Source organism: Oscillatoria sp. FACHB-1406 (assembly GCF_014698145.1).
GTDB lineage: Bacteria > Cyanobacteriota > Cyanobacteriia > Cyanobacteriales > Spirulinaceae > FACHB-1406.
Map to the genome: position 1 here is coordinate 61,031 of NZ_JACJSM010000008.1, position 17,681 is coordinate 78,711.

At 48.1% G+C, this 17,681-nt stretch carries 15 protein-coding genes and 2 tRNA genes; 9 read left to right on the forward strand and 8 right to left on the reverse strand.

All coding sequences use genetic code 11. From position 1 onward, the window contains the following. Positions 1 to 145: 145 nt before the first annotated feature. The 3 genes from H6G50_RS10630 to H6G50_RS10640 all read right to left on the reverse strand — a co-directional run bounded on the left by H6G50_RS10630 (position 146) and on the right by H6G50_RS10640 (position 2,107). On the reverse strand, positions 146 to 691 hold the full coding sequence (locus H6G50_RS10630; protein ID WP_190715963.1) for a cytochrome C: 546 nt from the start codon (positions 689 to 691) through the stop codon (positions 146 to 148). Positions 692 to 782: 91 nt separating this feature from the next. Continuing rightward, positions 783 to 1,214, reverse strand: a complete 432-nt coding sequence (locus H6G50_RS10635; protein ID WP_190715965.1) for a TIGR02588 family protein — start codon at positions 1,212 to 1,214, stop codon at positions 783 to 785. Next, positions 1,211 to 2,107, reverse strand: coding sequence for a TIGR02587 family membrane protein (locus tag H6G50_RS10640; RefSeq protein WP_190715967.1), 897 nt, complete (start codon positions 2,105 to 2,107; stop codon positions 1,211 to 1,213). Before H6G50_RS10640 ends, H6G50_RS10635 begins: the two co-directional genes overlap by 4 nt. A 648-nt stretch (positions 2,108 to 2,755) precedes the next feature. Here H6G50_RS10640 and H6G50_RS10645 point away from each other — a divergent pair. The 3 genes from H6G50_RS10645 (at position 2,756) to H6G50_RS10655 (ending at position 4,078) form a co-directional block, all read left to right on the forward strand. Next, on the forward strand, positions 2,756 to 3,268 hold the full coding sequence (locus H6G50_RS10645; protein WP_190715969.1) for a GNAT family N-acetyltransferase: 513 nt from the start codon (positions 2,756 to 2,758) through the stop codon (positions 3,266 to 3,268). A 69-nt stretch (positions 3,269 to 3,337) separates the two neighbouring features. After that, positions 3,338 to 3,411, forward strand: a tRNA-Pro gene (locus H6G50_RS10650). Between the two features lie 361 nt (positions 3,412 to 3,772). Beyond that, entirely contained in the window at positions 3,773 to 4,078 is a 306-nt protein-coding gene (locus H6G50_RS10655) for a hypothetical protein (RefSeq protein ID WP_190715971.1), read from the forward strand. A gap of 760 nt (positions 4,079 to 4,838) precedes the next feature. Here the strand turns inward: H6G50_RS10655 and H6G50_RS10660 are convergent. Continuing rightward, entirely contained in the window at positions 4,839 to 6,032 is a 1,194-nt protein-coding gene (locus H6G50_RS10660; protein ID WP_190715973.1) for a tyrosine-type recombinase/integrase, read from the reverse strand. 65 nt (positions 6,033 to 6,097) lie between these two features. On the opposite strand from H6G50_RS10660, the gene H6G50_RS10665 reads away from it, so the two are divergent. Continuing rightward, positions 6,098 to 6,208 (forward strand) — tRNA-Pro (locus H6G50_RS10665). Between the two features lie 163 nt (positions 6,209 to 6,371). Further along, the gene (locus tag H6G50_RS10670; protein WP_190715975.1) at positions 6,372 to 8,183 is read left to right on the forward strand and encodes an ABC transporter ATP-binding protein; all 1,812 of its coding nucleotides are present in this window, start codon (positions 6,372 to 6,374) and stop codon (positions 8,181 to 8,183) included. A 46-nt stretch (positions 8,184 to 8,229) separates the two neighbouring features. Here the strand turns inward: H6G50_RS10670 and H6G50_RS10675 are convergent, their stop codons facing one another. Together H6G50_RS10675 and H6G50_RS10680 are read right to left on the reverse strand one after the other, a co-directional pair. Continuing rightward, positions 8,230 to 10,092, reverse strand: a complete 1,863-nt coding sequence (locus H6G50_RS10675) for a pentapeptide repeat-containing protein (protein WP_190715977.1) — start codon at positions 10,090 to 10,092, stop codon at positions 8,230 to 8,232. A gap of 178 nt (positions 10,093 to 10,270) precedes the next feature. Further along, positions 10,271 to 10,960, reverse strand: a complete 690-nt coding sequence (locus H6G50_RS10680) for a lipase (RefSeq protein WP_190715978.1) — start codon at positions 10,958 to 10,960, stop codon at positions 10,271 to 10,273. A gap of 130 nt (positions 10,961 to 11,090) precedes the next feature. Here H6G50_RS10680 and H6G50_RS10685 point away from each other — a divergent pair, with 130 nt between their 5' ends. The 3 genes from H6G50_RS10685 (at position 11,091) to hemB (ending at position 14,909) form a co-directional block, all read left to right on the forward strand. Next, a complete protein-coding gene (locus H6G50_RS10685) occupies positions 11,091 to 11,840 on the forward strand; it encodes a precorrin-2 C(20)-methyltransferase (protein WP_190715980.1) in 750 nt (249 codons plus the stop codon). 46 nt (positions 11,841 to 11,886) lie between these two features. Then, positions 11,887 to 13,197 (forward strand): hypothetical protein, encoded by a 1,311-nt coding sequence (locus tag H6G50_RS10690; protein ID WP_190715982.1) that lies wholly within the window; start codon positions 11,887 to 11,889, stop codon positions 13,195 to 13,197. Between the two features lie 728 nt (positions 13,198 to 13,925). Continuing rightward, on the forward strand, positions 13,926 to 14,909 hold the full coding sequence (hemB, locus tag H6G50_RS10695) for a porphobilinogen synthase (RefSeq protein WP_190715984.1): 984 nt from the start codon (positions 13,926 to 13,928) through the stop codon (positions 14,907 to 14,909). 265 nt (positions 14,910 to 15,174) lie between these two features. Here hemB and H6G50_RS10700 read toward each other — a convergent pair whose 3' ends face one another. Further along, on the reverse strand, positions 15,175 to 15,351 hold the full coding sequence (locus H6G50_RS10700) for a hypothetical protein (RefSeq protein ID WP_190715986.1): 177 nt from the start codon (positions 15,349 to 15,351) through the stop codon (positions 15,175 to 15,177). Positions 15,352 to 15,565: 214 nt separating this feature from the next. Here H6G50_RS10700 and H6G50_RS10705 point away from each other — a divergent pair, with 214 nt between their 5' ends. Beyond that, entirely contained in the window at positions 15,566 to 15,880 is a 315-nt protein-coding gene (locus tag H6G50_RS10705) for a hypothetical protein (protein WP_190715988.1), read from the forward strand. A 24-nt stretch (positions 15,881 to 15,904) separates the two neighbouring features. Here the strand turns inward: H6G50_RS10705 and H6G50_RS10710 are convergent, their stop codons facing one another. Further along, positions 15,905 to 17,434, reverse strand: coding sequence for a multicopper oxidase family protein (locus H6G50_RS10710; protein ID WP_190715990.1), 1,530 nt, complete (start codon positions 17,432 to 17,434; stop codon positions 15,905 to 15,907). Positions 17,435 to 17,681 lie beyond the last annotated feature (247 nt).

The window sequence follows — 17,681 nt, forward strand, 5'->3', positions numbered from 1 at the left end:
CCCCCTAACCCCCCTTACTAAAGGGGGGAAAATGCGAGGGGAGAAAGAACAGTAAGAGCATCTTTCTGGCTTCTAATTCACATTAGGCGTGATTTAGGAGCGAGTAGACTGCCAAGACGAAAAATGGACTCGCTCCTGATGAGGATTAGGGTGAATTTTCCCATTCCGGTGTAAGGCTGCGAAAATCAAAATTTTTGGCTCCCAGATGACAACTGACACAAGTTGTATGAGAAATTGGGTTAGGAAGAGGGACGCGCGGATGCAGAATTTTAAAATAGTGCGAATTGCCGAAACGATAGGGTATGGTTTCGCCTTCTTGTAGGGGGCGAGAAGCGGTACTTAAATATTCCCACATCAGCCGCAATTCCGGACGAATAATCGATTTCAGGCTCGTTCCATAATGCTCTTGGGGTTTTTGCAATAATTGCTGCCAAGTTTGCATCGGAAAAATTTCAGGCGGGATTGCTAAATGACAACTGCCGCAGCGATCGCGGTACACTTGTAACCCAAGTTGCGCGCGCGCTGGAGTCGGATCGACAGAAGCAAGCAATTGCTCGCCCGAAGCAACATTCAACGTTGGATTCCCCTTCGCCATCGCCATCGCTCCTCCCCACCCTATCAACGCGCTCCAGAGCAAGATGATAAGGATTAAGATCGAGGGGGAACGTTTTTTCGATTTTCTCTGTGCCATTTGCCAATCGATAACTCGCTACGAGTGCTTACAAGTTTAGGAGAATCAAATGCTTGGGGAGCTAACTTTTAAGTATTCAATCTTTGCTTGACTAAGGCAAGGTATGTCCCGTTACCCGCATGACTAATTTTCCATCCTTTGGATTGCGACTGAAAATAAAAGCTCCCGATTCTTCCTCCCCTCCAGACAGAAAATCAATGTTTTGCGTTCCCTCTTCTTCCACTTTGCCATCAATAATCAGTTGTGCAGTGACTTCAACCGATTCTGCTGTCTCGCCGCCGGTATTTTTTAAGGTGAAAGGAACGTAAAACTGACTTTCAACTTGACTAATTTCTTGATTTGTGGTGACTGACAGAATGGGCGGCTGGTCTTGCGCGCTTGCCCAGCGATACAATACTAAACCGACAATCGTCGTTAAAATAGCCAGGGCAATGCTGAAGCTAACCCATTCTACGGGCGATCGCGGTTCTTTTTGCTTGTTTTCTTCTGAATCTTGTTGACCTTGTTCGGAATTCTCGTTCAAACGGCTAACCTCCCTGCTGCACCGCCTACTGTGGCGGGCAATCCTAAAACCAAAGTTTGTTGAAGCCAAAGATGCCAGGGATCGCTCCAAGTCAGTCTTTGGAAAAACCAGAGCATCAATGCCGAAGCGATTAGCGAAACCAGGTAAGAGAAAACAGTTTCGCCGAGGGGACGTTGAAATAAGCCCTGCTGCTGGCGGCGTTTTTTGTGACTGGTAAAGCCCGAAGCAAAAACAATGCAGTAAGACACTAAGAGGGAAACCGCGATAACCGCTAAAAGCCAAGGGGGAGAGGCTGCTGCTGACATCATCGGTACTTCGTCAGTGGGCGCAATATTGAAAGCAATAATGATTGCCCCGATCGCCGTCGCGCTCAAATCCGTCAGCGTATCTTTCCAGAGGGAGGCTTTGCCGTTCTTAGGACTCGAATTGGAAGATTGGTTATTTTGCGAAGCCCAGCGATCGCCGCTCAAGATCGAGCGCGAGAGGGCTACCCCCAACGAAAAAGGTACGCCTTCAAAGATAATTTTCCCTAAAAGCTCGTTTAAGGGCGTTTTCGGCGTAATTTCCTGGAATAAGGCTAACATCAAGGCAGCACAAACCATACCAATCGCGATCGCCTCAATCGTTTCTCCCACGCCATTCCAAAAACCACCGCTATTGCTGCTGCGAAACCCTTCGGCACGATTGAGCAACAGCACCACCGCGAACGTTACCCCCAGAATGGCTAGTAACATCGGTGGCTGCACTTCCGAACCGATAAACCAAACCTCCATTGTATAAAGCAGAGGAATCCCAAAGAGAAATCCCCCAGAAGCACCGCCAACTATTTCGCTCAGTTCTTTTGAGACAGAGCGATTGCGAGCTTGGGAGCGAGAGTACGATTTGGATGCCATCTAACGCGAGTTAGCCGTAATTACAGGCTTAATTTTATCGAAAAATTTGGGTTTAAAACCCCGTCCACTTCAGCAGGCTCAGTGCATCGCTTCCAGGACGGCTTTTCATGTCCGTGCTAGAATATAGCACAGTGGGTCGGGTAATCAACCGCTCTAAAAACCCAGTTGCCGAAAGGTACAACGCTGAACCTTGAACAATTAAATCTATGCGGTTCTACTGCATTTTCCTAGACTCGGCCTCGCAGTAGGTAAAAGATTTAGAGGAGCTAGGCAAACAGTCCTTTGAAACATATCGTTTCACGCTTCAAAAAGAACTTGAAGCAATTCAACTAGGGTAGGGCATACCCGAAGTCGCTTGGGGAGAGTCCCACCTCTGGGGTAGGCATTGCAAGGTATCTACTTTAAGTGGTCTCGTTGAACCAAGAATCCCCACACCTTTAGGTTGGGGAGTGTCAAAGTATTATCCCGCTCTCCAATCCTGCCGAACGGGGAAAGAGTGGCAAGTCAGAAGCTATGCTATTATCTATTGAAGCGCTGGAATGGGCTAATGCTTAGAGTCAATCGCTCTTGAAAGTTTTAGAGAGAGCGAGTTTAAGTGTTGTTCTCGTCTGGTAACTTACTGACATCATCGCAACTAGCCACATCGGCATGGGGTTTTGGAAAAATTTATTTAGCAGTTCGGAATCCATCACGACATCGCCTAAGTCGATGTCCGGCGATCCCGATGCAATTTCAAACGAGACGCGAATCGTCTTCAGTACGGAGCGAGACATCGACCTCTACGAACTTGAAGAACTCTGCGATGCCGTTGGTTGGGCGCGCCGCCCGCTTAGAAAAGTTAGAAAAGCCCTCCAACATAGTTTTCTTGTGGTTACTATGTGGGAACAGCGGGGCGTAAAGCGTCGTTTGATCGGCTTTTCTCGGGCGACTTCCGATCGCGCTTTTAATGCCACGATTTGGGATGTCGTCGTGCATCCTCAATTCCAGAATCGCGGTCTTGGCAAAGCTTTGATGAAATACACGATCAAAAAGCTGCGTAGCGAAGATATCAGCAATATTACCCTTTTCGCCGACCCTCAAGTTATCGATTTTTATCGCCGCCTTGGTTTTACCTTGGATCCGGAGGGAATTAAAGGGATGTTTTGGTATCCAGATTCTTAAAAGGACGCGATCGCCTTGAGGTCTGAAGCGATCGATCTTGTGTTATGATGGTCGCTGTTATTAATACAGCGGGATGTAGCGCAGCTTGGTAGCGCGCTTGCTTTGGGAGCAAGATGCCGCAGGTTCAAATCCTGTCATCCCGATTTAACATAAAGCCCTAGAACGTTATCACTGTAACGCTTCAAGGGCTTTTTAGCTTGTAGACGAGCCGATTGAGAAAGCTGGGATGAGGGGAGATTTTGGTATTAAAGCGGTATTAAAACCAATAATACCAACTTAGTACCCATGTATTGACTAGCTTTCAGCCCTCTCGCCTTACTGTCTAAATCAGTTCACATGAACGCATATATGTAATCAATATGCAATCAGCAAAGTAGTCCAATTAAGTGGTATCGTCTGTTTTGACACGGATAAGTCAAAATAGACTCAGACAACAAAATGACCAGCGCAGGTAGTTACTGCCACTGGTCACGTAGTTTTATATGTACTCACCCCGATAATACCATGACACAACAACACCAATCGGCGATTGCTGACATTGTTTCACGCTTGTCAATTCAATTGACTCAACTTGAAGCTCAATTGATGGTTGTCACTCACGTTCAAGAACACATTTTAGAAGATTTCAGCGTCTTTGACCTACCATTACTCACTACTGACAATGAGCATCTTTTTTACGACCAATCAGCCTTTGCCAGTGAAATCTTAAAGTGTTATCGCACTTCAATGGAATCCCGACTAAAGGTAATGAACGAACAGGTTAGTTGCCATGTTGGTGTAACCATTTTTTCGTCTCAGGAAGCAGGGTGAAGTTACAGCGTATCTTTTTTTCTTTCGGTTTTGTACGCATAATGGGGAAGGTATGTGTAGAACTAACGTACTGATATTATGCCATAAGTTGTACACGGTAGTACAACCCAACGACAAAACTCTGACGGCAAGGCGTTGCAATGGGGTTGGAGTGATGGAAGGATAGATGATGCAAGTATCCCGACGTAACACACATCATGACAATTGACGTGCATACCCTTGCTGAGGAATTGGGTGTTAGCGCTGAAAGGCTGACAAAGCGACTGGTTCGATTGAGTATTGATAAGTACAGGCAGAGTCCTGAGTGTGTAGTCTTGAGATATCTAAAAAAGGTCAATGAGCCGCAATCGGTAAAGGAAATTACGTTAGGTAGTGGACTAGATGAAAGGACGATTTACCGAGCCTGCGGTGAACTTTATAGTGATGGATTGATTGAGAGTCACGGCGTTAAACCTGTACTGTATTCCCTTGTGGATGATGACACGAACTAGGTTTAGCTTTGGTATGTACAACCGTGTACCGCCTAACGTATTTACGTCGTTCTAGCTTAGTCCCTCCCTCTATTTCTGGATAATTAAATTATTAATTAAATTATTAATTTAATTATCCCCAAAGTAGGGGGGGAGGTGTCCCCTAGGATGACGTTTTATCGTTGTGTATCACCGTGTACAACTCTCAGGAAAGGACTGTCCTTCAGACAAAAGAAAGCGAGGCATAAGTCACCTCACTTTAATGTGTATAAAGCCTTTAAAGGCATTAACTACATAGGCACAATATGAGCAATGCCAGCGTCCCCTAGATAATGCTTTTCAATCATTGCCGTTGAAGTATCGCACCATTTAGCTACGATAGCAGAGCTAATACCTTTAGCTATTTGTTCGCTGATAAATGTGTCTCGACAACAGTAGGGAGTAGTACCGGGCTTAATTGGGTCAACAATCTTGTTCCACGCTCGCCTTGAAAAATCTGAATAACGAATAGGATTACCCTTGGGAGAGAGGAACACTAAGTTATCAGATTGATAACTTTCAGGACAAATGTCCAACAAAAATTGACGCAGTTCCTCATTGCAGGGAAACGTGCGTTTTTTGTTATTTTTACTTCCTTTTGTCTTTATCCATTTTCCATTTTTATTGTATAACCCACCATTAAAAGTAATACGGCTCATGTCCGGCGAAATATCTCCCCAACGCAGTCCTACAGCCTCACCAGGACGGCAACCCGAAAGGAACATGAATTTAACAAAAGGAAGATAGTGACAATATTTTATACCTGTATAGTGTTTGCTGTTATAGTTGCCGCGATGATTCTTAAACTCCTCTAGAATGTATTGCTTTTCTTCTTGAGTAAATGGGTTAGGTTCGGGGTCTTCTTCATATTTATGCTTTAACCCATCTGTTATCCCTTCATAGGGATTTTGTCCTTTCACAATTCCATGCTTGAGTCCCCATTTGAAGGCTGCATTAGTATGGGTCAATACTCGTTTGGTCATGCTTTCCGAGTAATTATCGAGTAACCATTGACGAAATTCTAGCGCTTGGTAAGGCGATTTAATAGGCGACTTTTGAAATTTGTTAGGAAAAGTCTCCGTATAACCAATGTAAGTCGTCTCCTTGATTGTTGGCTTTAAATATCCTAGATAACGGTCGTACAAGTCACCCAGTGTAGTCTCTGGGAACAGCGATTGTACTTTCTCTAAATGAGCCTTCTGTTTGTACTTCTGTTTGTACCGTTCCAGCGTTAAATCAAACTGTCCGAAGTCAATGTCCGTTTGGATAGCTTTGATACGCTTCTCAGCTTCAATACGGTTCTCTGGAGTGTCTTTCAGCCCTAATGCCAGTCGCTTCCGTTTACCGCCAAACAGGGAACGGGGGAAGTTGACCTGTAACGTGCCATTGACTGAAATAACTGAACATTGACCGTGAGGCGACTGCGTTCTGTCTGTTGAATACATAGGAACTAAATCTAAGTAACTACACCCTCATCATACTCTGAATGGTATTAAATTGGTATTATTTACGGTATTAGACCTGGTATTAAAACGCTAAGCTTATATATAGCTTGTTTCCGTTGACTCTATTTGCTTGCTTTGGGAGCAAGATGCCGCAGGTTCAAATCCTGTCATCCCGATTTAACATAAAGCCCTAGAACGTTATCACTGTAACGCTTCAAGGGCTTTTCAGCGTGTAGACGAGCGAAAAATTAAGAGTTAAGCGATCGCGCCTTACTTGTAACACACTTAAATTATGTACTACACTATAGAGGTTTGCCTTTCAATGTGACCTGATTAGTCATGGCTTCCTTTTGGCATCTGCTTAAACCCTATCGACCGTACCGCGCGATCGCGATCGCCAGTATCTTAATGTCCGGTTTCTTCGAGATGGTGGATTTGGTCGTTCCCTACGCGATCGGTCAAATCCTCAACATTCTCTCAAAGCAGCCCATCGATAACCTTTTACAAGCGTTTAACTCAAAAATTGCTGCCTTTCTCAACCTTCCCGATCGCCGTGTTGTAGATTTAGGAGTCTTACTCGCAATTATCTTCATCGTTAATGTTGTCCGCGCGCCCATTCAACTGTGGGTTAGCAGTTGGCATCATTGGGCAATCTCCTTAAAAGCACGCCGCGACCAATCGCAGCAAGTGATGGAGAAAATTCTGACGCTGCCGGTTGAATATTACGACGAAAATAACCCCGGTCGCATTGCCGGACGAGTGGCGCGCGGACTCTCCAACCAAACTTGGACATATCCAGAAATTGCCGGACAGTTAATTCCGAAACTGATGCGCGTGTTGGGAATTTTTGCAATGATTTTGCTGATTGAATGGCGCATCGCGATCGCCTTTGCAATCTCCTTCATTGTTATCCTGTCTTTAACCTTACGCGACCTCAGTCGAATTATCAAACGAGAAGAAAAAATCGATAATTACATCGAAAATACCGAAAGCCGCACGTCCGAAATTATCACCAATATCAAGACCGTAAAAGCATTTGCAAACGAGGCATCCGAACTCAAACGCCAGCAGCAGCGGTTTATTCGCGAATGTAAAGTTGTAATCGATCGCATTCATCGCAGCTACGTTTGGCTCTCGACTAAGCAGCGAACATTGACTCAAATTTGCTTTTTCTTAGTGTTATTTTTTGCTCTAACGGCTACCCTTCGCGGTCAAATCTCCCTCGGACATTTTGCAACAACTTTGACCATTGCTAGCATGGCCTATGCCGAATTAGAGCCGATTGGGATGCTTGCTGAAGTCTTAACTCGCCGCTATGCTTCAATGATACGCCTCTACGAATTTATGGAGCAGTCGGACGGTGGCGATGCAGCCAATTTATCGCCCAATACGCTATCGCCTTACCACTTTACGGGAAAAATCGATCTAATTAATGCGAGCTTTGGGTACAACCCTCACCGTCAGGTTTTGGAGAATATTAATCTCTTAATCGAACCTAATCAAACCGTTGCCTTAGTCGGTCGGTCGGGTTCGGGTAAATCGACATTAGTGAAACTGTTATTCCGCTATTTCGATCCTTCTAGCGGGCAAATTCTCATCGACGGCGAAGACATTCGCACGCTGGATATTACTCGCTATCGCCAACGTTTAGCTATCGTCCATCAAGAAGTCGATATTTTTAACGGAACGCTACTATCTAACCTCAAATACGGCAATCCGCAGGCAAGTTGGGAAGAAGTCGAGGCAGCGTGTAAAATTGCACGGGTGGATGAATTCGTGCGGGAACTGCCTGATGGTTATTCAACCATTGTTGGAGAGCGAGGCGTGCGTTTGTCGGGCGGGCAGCGTCAACGTTTAGGGATTGCGCGTGCGTTGATTGTCAATCCGGATGTGTTGATTTTTGACGAGGCGACTTCGAGCTTAGACTACGAATCGGAACGTCTGATTCAGTTAGCGATGCGATCGATTTACGGAACGCGCACGACGATTATTATCGCTCACCGTTTGAGTACGGTTCGAGAAGCCGATAAGATTGTGGTGTTAGATTCGGGGAGAATACTTGAAGTTGGGAATCATGAGGAGTTATTGAATCAACGGGGAATTTATCATCGCTTGCATTCGTTGCAAGAGACGGGAGAATTAATAGCTTGAAAAATCGCTCGAACTGCTTTTTCTTTAATGGGTAAAGAAAGAGCAGTTATTGTTTGATAGCGAAGATGCGACCGTCGGGGGCAATGGAGTCTTTTAACTTTGCTCCCGTCCAATCGACTGCGGTTAGATTTGCATGGGTAAAATCAGCATAGCGAAAGTCAATATATCTAAATTTCGCGTTTGAGAGGTTTGCGCTGCGGAAAGAGGTCGATCGCCGTGCGACTAATAAACCGACGAGATTGCCTGCTAGCGCCCCCCAAGCTGCTAAGGTTGCGAGAAACCAAATTCCTTGTAAGATTGGCTCGTCGAACCACCATTTAGGAACGAGTTGGGCGATGAAATGTGCGATCGCTTCTTTGCCCCCGAGTAGTAGAAGCGCCCAAAAAGACATAGCACTGGCAATCCCTATCCAAGTGCAGTAAGTCTTCCATTGGTAGCGTTTTAAGCTTCTGGCAGCCAGAAAGACGCAGGCGAGTAGGATGAGGCTACTGAGGCAAGAAACAATGAGGAGATCGAGGGAGAGGGCGGCGGGGAATAATAACTGCAAACTCCGAGCCATTGAAGAGATGGCGGCGATCGCTAGAACGGTAAGTAACGCGATCGCGAGACTGCGCCGCCGATTGAGGCTTAGAGTTAAGGCGGTTAAACTGACAACTAATCCTGCGGTAAAACAACTGAGAACAAAGGGTACGTGCGCCATCCAAAAATCCCAGGAAAGCTCTAGCGGCCCGGTGACGAGTAAGCCCAAGGGAGAACCGAAAAAGAATCCCCACAATAACAGTTGAGCGAGGAGTAAGCCGAAACCCACGGGAATCCACCAAGGGAAAAATTTTTCAATGTTTTGCTGAGAACCTCGCAGCCAGATGTTGGAGGCGCGAGTCAAGTTTGCTCCGTTTAAGTCGGCGCGATCGAAGTTTACTCCCCACAGGTTTGCCGAGCTAAAATTTGCCTGACTCAGATTTGTATTCATAAAGTTAACGCCAATCAGTTTGGCTTGCCTAAAGTCTGCACCTTGGAGATTTGAACCTTGAAAGTTTGCCCCGGTTAAGTCTTTTCCAACAAAAGAAATTCCGCCGATATTATGATTTCTGACTGTTTTTATAACATTGAGTTTTAATAAGATTGAATGAAAAAAAGCAACTAAAAATAGAGAGATTCCGTAAATATACCAATTAATAAAACTTTTCTTTTTAGAATTTGCTATTATCGCCGGAATTAGACCAAAAATCAAGTTAGGAACGAGGAGTAAAGTTCCGATCCCATCAGAAAAACCATTAACAAAAACTCCACCCAAAAATAAGGCAATAATGCTGTAAGGATTGAAACCGTTTAAGAAGGCAGAATGAAGGGTAGCGGGAAAGTATAGATTTAAACCATAGGCATACCAAGCCCAAAAACTGCGTCCGCGATTATAGGCAACAGTGGCAGGAATTAGGGCTAAAAATAAACCCGCAAAAAAATTAAAATGGAGCAGCCGACAAAAAATAATAAATAATAAAAAACCGAAGCCCAATAAAACTAATTCGCCAACTCCGATGAGGGATTCTAATTTGGGCTTTGGGGAAGGGGATAAGGAAGAAGCTTCAAGCGGGCGATCGCGGGTCGGGGAATCTTTATCGCTGAGATTGAATTCGTAAGTCCAAATGGGGGAGAATGAGCCTTCTTGTAGGGATTGCAGCCGAATGATTTCAATGCCTTCGGGGTTAAGTTGGAGCAATCGCTTCTGCATTCCTGCGATCGCAACCTCTTTGTTCAATGCTTTCGGAGATTCAAGCAACAGCAGCAGGCAATCGCGCTCTCGTACTGCTTTGACGGTAACACCTTTGGCGCTAAGCTGGCGATTGAAAAGAGTCGCGATCGCGGATGGATCTCCCTGTCTGGCGAGTTGAACGAGGTCCGAATCGGTCATTGATTACCCTAAACGGTGAGAGAAGCTAGATTAACCATAAAAGCATAGAATCGATCCCCTTCATCGCCTCAATTGTCGAACGAAGGCTGAATTTGAGAAATCTTTAAATAAGTTATTAAATAAGTTTGCAGCTTGCCGATCGACAAATGTTTTATAAACGGTTCCGACAGGGCGCGCTTCACTGTAAATATCGAATCCAGGCTTCCCGAACCTCCGGAGAACCGTACCACAAACGACCGCCGCGCGGCGAGTGCATCACTCCTTCTAGCGTCAAGTTTTCTGCATTTTTGAGGTGCGCCGCAACGATGGGAGTAATGCCATCTCCCCAACAATTGCCAATTCCACAAGTGAGTTTGTAGCTATTGTAAGCCAGCCAATGCTGGCGAAGAGAACCATAAATCGCTTTCCCGGCAACGCAAACATATTTAACCTCCGGATAGAATGCGCCGGGGTAATTATCATTAACAAAGTTGAGATTGCGCCGCGTCCATCGTTCTTGGCTGAGATGGGGCGTACCGAGCGTGATGAGAGTCGCGACGCGATCGCGCGCATTCCAGAGCGTTTCAGTATCGCCGTGAATATTGTAATGCTTCTGACCCAAGTAAATGCGAGCAATCCAGCCCCCCGCCGAATGAGCGACTAAATTAACGCGATCGCTGTTATGCTGCTGCAATAATTGCCCAACCGCGCGATCGATCTGGCGCAAAATCGGCACCATCGAGCGCCCGCCCAGCGTCGGAACCCAACTGCGCGCCAGCAGCGGAACAGTAATTGTCGGAATGCCTAGGGTGTTGAGTTCCCATTCAAGCGGTTTATACTCAGTAGCACTGGCAAAATAGCCCGGTAAAATAACAGTGGGTAACGGCATTAGGTCAAACTCGAAACTCGACAGGCTGAGACTCAATGGGTAGCATCGTACTATATTGCCGCTCCCGTTCGCAGAACCAAGACCCTGCAAAGGGACATTCTATAGCTATTCGCTGGACGCAGAAGAAAACGTGCAAATCGGTACTCTTTACGGTATTAGCGTCGGTCCGGGCGATCCGGAACTGATTACGCTCAAAGGATTGCGACTGCTGAGAACGGCAAGCGCTATTGCCTTCCCCGCAGGAATAAAAGGGAAACCGGGGAAAGCCGAACGAATTATCGCTCCGTGGTCGATCTCGGAGCAAAAAATGCTGCCGTTGAACTTTCCTTACGTCCCCGACTTCGACGTTCTCACCCGCGCTTGGCACGAAGCCGCCGAACAAGTTTGGCAATATCTCGAACGCGGCGAAGATGTTGCCTTTGCTTGCGAAGGCGACATTAGTTTTTATGGAACCTTCGCTTATTTAGCCCAAACGCTGCAACAATTACACCCAGAAGTCGTCATCGAAATCGTTCCAGGCGTATCTTCTCCCTTAGCCGCCGCAGCCACACTCGGTTTGCCCTTAACGGCTCGCGACCAGCGCCTTGCGGTATTGCCTGCCATTTATACAATCGGAGAATTAAAATCGGTCTTGCAATGGGCGGATGTATTGGTCTTGATGAAAGTCAGTTCTGTGTACGAGCAAGTTTGGCAGATTCTACAGGAGTATCGCCTCCTCGATCGCGCTGTTGCGGTGGAAAATGTAACGCTCCCCGAACAAAAGATTTATACTGACCTATGCGATCGCCCAACCCTCAAACTTTCCTATTTTTCCTTGATCGTCGTCCAAGTTCGGGATCCCGTTCTCGCCAACACGGAAATCTCGGACGGAAGACCGTAATATAAAAAGCAATCTTGCCCGATTCCCTCGCTCTCAATTAATTCTTATGTTTAAACTCGGCCTTAGCAGCGTCAGTCCGCCCACCGCCTTTGCTGTGTTAGGTTCCGTTGGCGCTCATGCCTTACTCGGTATCTCTTTGCCCGTACTGCCCCTTTTCTCAAAAGCACCACCCGGCCCTCTCGAAGTTCCCATCGTCGAGTTAAGTCCGGAGGAAATGGCTCGCATTCCTGCCCTACAATCGGCTCCCCCCGTCGCCTTCATCCCGCCGAATGCGACTCAACTCCTGCCCTTACCCCCGAATTTTCAACTCCCCTCCGCCACGCAGCGAGCGACTCCAGCGGCTCCTACCATGCCCGCAACTCCAGCAATTCCAGTAACGCCGAAAGTTACGACTCGCTCCCTACTGCCGACGAGGCCCAGCAGCGAAGCGCCTCCTTATCAATATCCGACCTTCACCAGACCGCAGCGCGTTGTAACTCGCGGTCGCGGCGGACTGCCCCTAACGCCCTCCGTTCCCGTGGGGATGGGTTCGAGGATGGGGCGCACGGTAGCCAGTTCTGAGGGCTTAGCCAGAGGTACTCGCACTGTTGGATCCCGCACGCCAGAGTTTGTCCCCAATCCCAATGCGAATCCGATGGGAACGCTCAGGGACTCGCTTCAACAATCCTTCAATCAAACCCCAGCGCAACCTTTGCCCGTACTTCAAGGACGAGAGAAAGATCATACCAATCCTAATGAAATTGGTCTGGTCAATCCGGCTAATGGTTCGCAAGGTGCAACGCCCGCAACTCCAGCGGTTCCGCTCCCCGTTTTGACACCAGAACGAGGCAATCTCACGCCTCTTAAGCCGTCTGAAACGCCGAATACGCCGGGAAGTCAACCGCAAGAAGCCCGGAACGGCAGCGTTTCTCCTGCCCCGGCAAGCGAGCCTCCCCAAGCTTTGCCAACGCCTCGAGGGACTGAAACCACGCGGACGAATGAAAACCGCGCGCCGCTTCCTCCTTCAGAAAACCGGGTTCGAGAACCGTTAGATCCTCCTAAAGTCACAACTTCTAGCGAGTCCAACGACCCTCGCAACGTCGCGCCGAGCCGCCAGCAGCCAGAAACGCCCGCTCCTCGCCGCCAAGAACGGGAAAACCTCGTTCCTCGCCCCCAAGAGCCAGAAACGCCCGCTCCTCGCCGTCAGGAACGGGAAAGCCTCGTTCCTCGCCGTCAGGAATCCCGCGATCGCGATTCGGCAGAAAATACGCCTCCCCAAAACTCAGATGCTCGTTCTAACCCGCCGAGTTCTCAACCCGAGGTTAAGAAAGACAAACCCGTTGCCTCAGAAAACAACGATACTGCTCCAGCCGAATAAGCAGGCGAATTGTAGGGGGTGTGCGAGAACCATTAGTGTCAACTTAGCGTGAAATCGCCCTCACCCCCAGCCCCTCTCCTAACCCCAGGCTACCGTGTACACACATCTCGATCGCGGAACCGTTTCGGAACATTCCGATGTCTCAAGAGCCGATAGCTCGTTTCTCTTTCTCAATAAGCTTGAGTTGTTAAGAATCAACTCCGAATTGCGAAAGCCTTGCCTAGCAAGGCTTATACAGATTGGGGGTCTCAATTTTCTACTTGTGTGTACACAGTAGCTTTTTAAGGGGGATTTTAGGGGCGCTGTTTTCGAGGTTTTAGGGGCGCGGATTTCGAGGTTTTAGGGGCGCGGATTTCGAGGTCTCCTCGAAATTAAACGCCGCCCCGTCTCGAAAATTGGAGCCGCCCCGTGAGGGATCGACCCAGCTTGCCACTCAACCAATGAGTTGTGTGTACACCGTAGTAACCCCAGGAGAGGGGAGAAATAGAGAATTCCTCCACCCTCGCAATATTTACGGGCTAGGGGCTTGAATTTTGTCAATTTTGCCGGAAGCTCGCATTTTTTAGCGAAACAATGTCGGTTTGAGGGCGCTCAATGTTACCCCCTGGCTCAGTCAAATAACGTTACGAAACGTTGAGCGACAGAAGGGGGTTGCTCCGGTGCGATCGCGATCGCATTAAACTAATTTGAGCCACAAAACATTGAGACTTATTTTATAAAATTACGCTATGTTTCCCGTCCATCGCCCTCGCCGCCTCCGCCAAAGTGACCCCCTGCGCCGCATGGTGCGCGAAAACACCCTCACGGTCAACGATTTGGTCTACCCCCTTTTCGCCGTTCCCGGTGAAAGCGTTGCTAAAGAAGTAAGATCGATGCCGGGAGTGTACCAACTCTCTATCGATAAGATTGTTGAAGAAGCGAAAGAAGTTTACGATCTCGGTATTCCCGCAATTATCCTCTTCGGCATTCCCGCTGATAAAGATGATGAAGCAACCGGCGCTTGGCACGACTGCGGTATCGTCCAAAAAGCAGCAACGGCGGTAAAAGAAGCAGTCCCTAATTTAGTCGTCATTGCCGATACTTGCTTGTGCGAGTATACTCCTCACGGTCACTGCGGTTATTTGCAAGTTGGCGACCTCACCGGGCGCGTTTTGAACGACCCCACTTTAGAATTATTGAAGAAAACTGCTGTTTCCCAAGCGCAAGCAGGGGCAGATATCATTGCGCCTTCCGGAATGATGGATGGGTTCGTACAAGCGATTCGCCAAGGATTGGACGAAGCTGGCTTTGAGAATACGCCAATTCTTTCCTACGCGGCAAAATATGCTTCAGCTTATTATGGCCCATTCCGGGATGCGGCAGAATCTGCGCCGCAATTTGGCGATCGCCGCACCTACCAAATGGATCCCGCTAACGGCACTGAAGCGATTAAGGAAGTCCAACTCGATATCGCAGAAGGCGCGGATATGCTCATGGTTAAGCCCGCTTTGGCTTATATGGATATCATTTGGCGCGTGAAAGAAGTCACGCAACTTCCGGTTGCTGCTTATAACGTTTCGGGCGAATATGCAATGGTGAAAGCAGCCGCGCTTAACGGTTGGATTGACGAACAGCGCGTCGTGCTGGAAACTTTAGTCGGCTTCAAGCGCGCCGGGACGGATTTAATCTTGACATATCACGCAAAAGATGCTGCGCGCTGGTTGCAAGCTTAAGGATGGGGTACGGGAGTTCAGCATTGGTCATTAGCCTCAATTTAAGGTAAAAGGTATAGCCCGCCAAATGTAGGGACGTTCAATTGAACGTCCCTACCGTTGAAATGGGTTAACGAGCGAGCGTGAATTTAACATTTCAAGAGCCATTGTTGGCCACCTTTAATCCCTCTATAAGGGCTTAAGGCAGTCTCGCCGCTTACCGCTCGATTCGATCGCATAAATCTATCAAATCGGCTTCCCCAAGAGCGAGAAAGCCGATCGCATACTACAACAGCGATCGCCGTTCTAAATAATAAGATTCTCGAACTCGGTTCGCCGCCTCGGTTGCTTTTTCTGTCGAAGCGAGAGTTTCCGAGCGGCTTTCAGAAATGGGCGCGAGCGTTTCAGGCTTTTCGGGCTTCCGGCTGTCGAGAAAATGTTTGTATAATGGGATAAAAAACATAGCCTGTTACCTCCACAGGATTCCCCAATCTCTTTGCAACACAAAAAATACAAGCCGTTAAGTGTAGGGGGATTTATCTTAACGGCAACCTTTGTAGTTTTCGCTTGTACAAAACTTCTACAACCTGGGGACGCGATATTCCCGAAAGAGCGATCGCCGTTTTTCCAGTTTTATCTAAAACCTTTTATAAAACCCCTTCTAAAACCCTAAAACAATGAACATTTTAAAATTGCTCGCGCTCAAAACCCTTCAGTTTGTTTTGTTGACGTTACTGTTCGTTCTGCCTGCATCGGGCATCGCGCTAGCCGAAGAAACTGCCTCCCCTCAAGCGCCGCCCGATAAGACCGTTGAGGAGGTTGTGCCGCTAAAACCCACTAATGAGTTGCCCACTCGACCGGAAATAGCGCCAAAAGAAGAAAACAAACCGCTAGCTACACCTTCAACTCGCCGTCCTACCGCGCGTCCTTACGATTACAACGCGATCGATCGCTTTACGACTGAATTGTATGGTGAGGGAGAGGGAAATTAATGCAATTTGAGTCCCCTCGCCTTCTCACAAAGGAGTTGCGGGTAGGGATTTCGGGGGGGCAGAAAAAGGACTGTAGCCCCCCTGACCGACCTCGAACTGGGCCATCATGGCGTGGTCTTCGTGAACCAGGTTGTGACAGTGCATCATGTAGCGACCGATTTGGGGACCAAATTTGCCAATGACCTGCACGGTTTGAAATTCGCCAACATAAAAGACATCTTTCCAACCGATTTCGTAAGGACGCGGACTGCTGCCGTTGCGGGCGAGAAGCTGCATATCGAGCAAATGAATATGGATGGGGTGGAACCATCCTCCCGTCGAAACCAGGTTCCAAATTTCGATATCTCCATAGTTCGGGTTAGCTTCGCTGCGATTTTTATTCCAGGTTCTACCGTTAATCGTCCAGTTGTTGATGTTGCGTTCCAAGCGAAAAGTTCGAGTTCGCACGGCTAGGGCGGGATCGATGGGTTTGAAGTCGCGCAGAACGGCAGGAATGGTACTATCATCGCTTTCGCGGCGCACGACTTCAAAGCGCATAAGCTCTTGGGTGTTGCTGCTGTAATCGACACTGAGGGGTACGCCGAGGTTACGCAGGACGATTTGCGTTCCGACGGGATATTTAGAGAAGTCAATGATGAATTCGTAACGTTCTGCGGGAAAAATCTCGAAATTTTTGGTTTTAAGCGGCGTACCGCGCAATCCTGCGTCGGTTCCGATGACAATAAGGTCGTCTCCGGTACTGAGGGCGAGTTGATAGCCTCGGCTTACGGAAGCGTTGAGGAGGCGGAAGCGATATTTGCGGTTGGCAACTTCCATATGCGGCCAAGGTACGCCGTTGACGAGAATGATGTCGCCGAAGAGACCTTTTTGTCCGCGATCGTCGAAGATGAAGGAGCCATCGGTAGCAAAACGTTTGTCCTGAAGAATGAGAGGGACATCGTATTCGCCTTGGGGGAGATTTAATTGGGTCAGTTCGTAGTCGTCTTCGACGATATACATTCCCGCCAAACCCATGTAGGCATTGCGCGAAGTGAGGTCTATTGCGTGGTCGTGATACCAGAGGGTCGCAGGGCGCTCGTTTGGATAGATATAGTCTTTATATTGACCGGGCGCGGTTAAGTCTTCGGCGTAGCCGTCGTATTGGGGCAGGGAAGCCATTCCGTGGAGGTGGACGGAGGTTTTGATGGGTCTGCCTTGAGGATCGGTGCCGAGTTGATTGATGAAGCGGATGATGGACTGACGGCCGCCGAGATCGCGTTTTCCGCCTTTTTGACGGATAAGCGGCCCGGGAGTCATGCCGTTATACCCCCAAATTTCTGTGGTTTTCCCGGGCAGAATTTCGACCCGAGACTTCTGCATGGTTATCTCGTAGTAGTCTGTGGTGTCGTCGCTGCGGACGGGTTGCAGAAGAGGCGGTCGGCGGAAGGGAAGGTCGAATCGCTTAACTTGCGGGCTAAATTGGGCTTGTGCTGGGGGTTGATAGCCAAAGGGTAAGAGTAACCCGCCGCCGCCGACAATGCCGAGTCGAATTGCTTCTCGTCTGGTTAGTTTCATATTGGCCTCGAGCGAAATGCGCTCTTTTGCGAATTGAATATTCCCGAAAGGCGTGCAAATTTGTTCGAGAATCCAGAAGCCGAGGGTTTTACGCGATCGGGATGCTTAATCCTAACAATTGCATAACCAAACACCGCAAGAGGCTGTAGCAATTCTTTATTTCACCCGTCCCCCCGTCTCCGGTACACTGAGTCTCGACTTCGCTCGACTGCCGCGAAGTCGAAGTGCCGTCTCCCCGTCAGCCTTA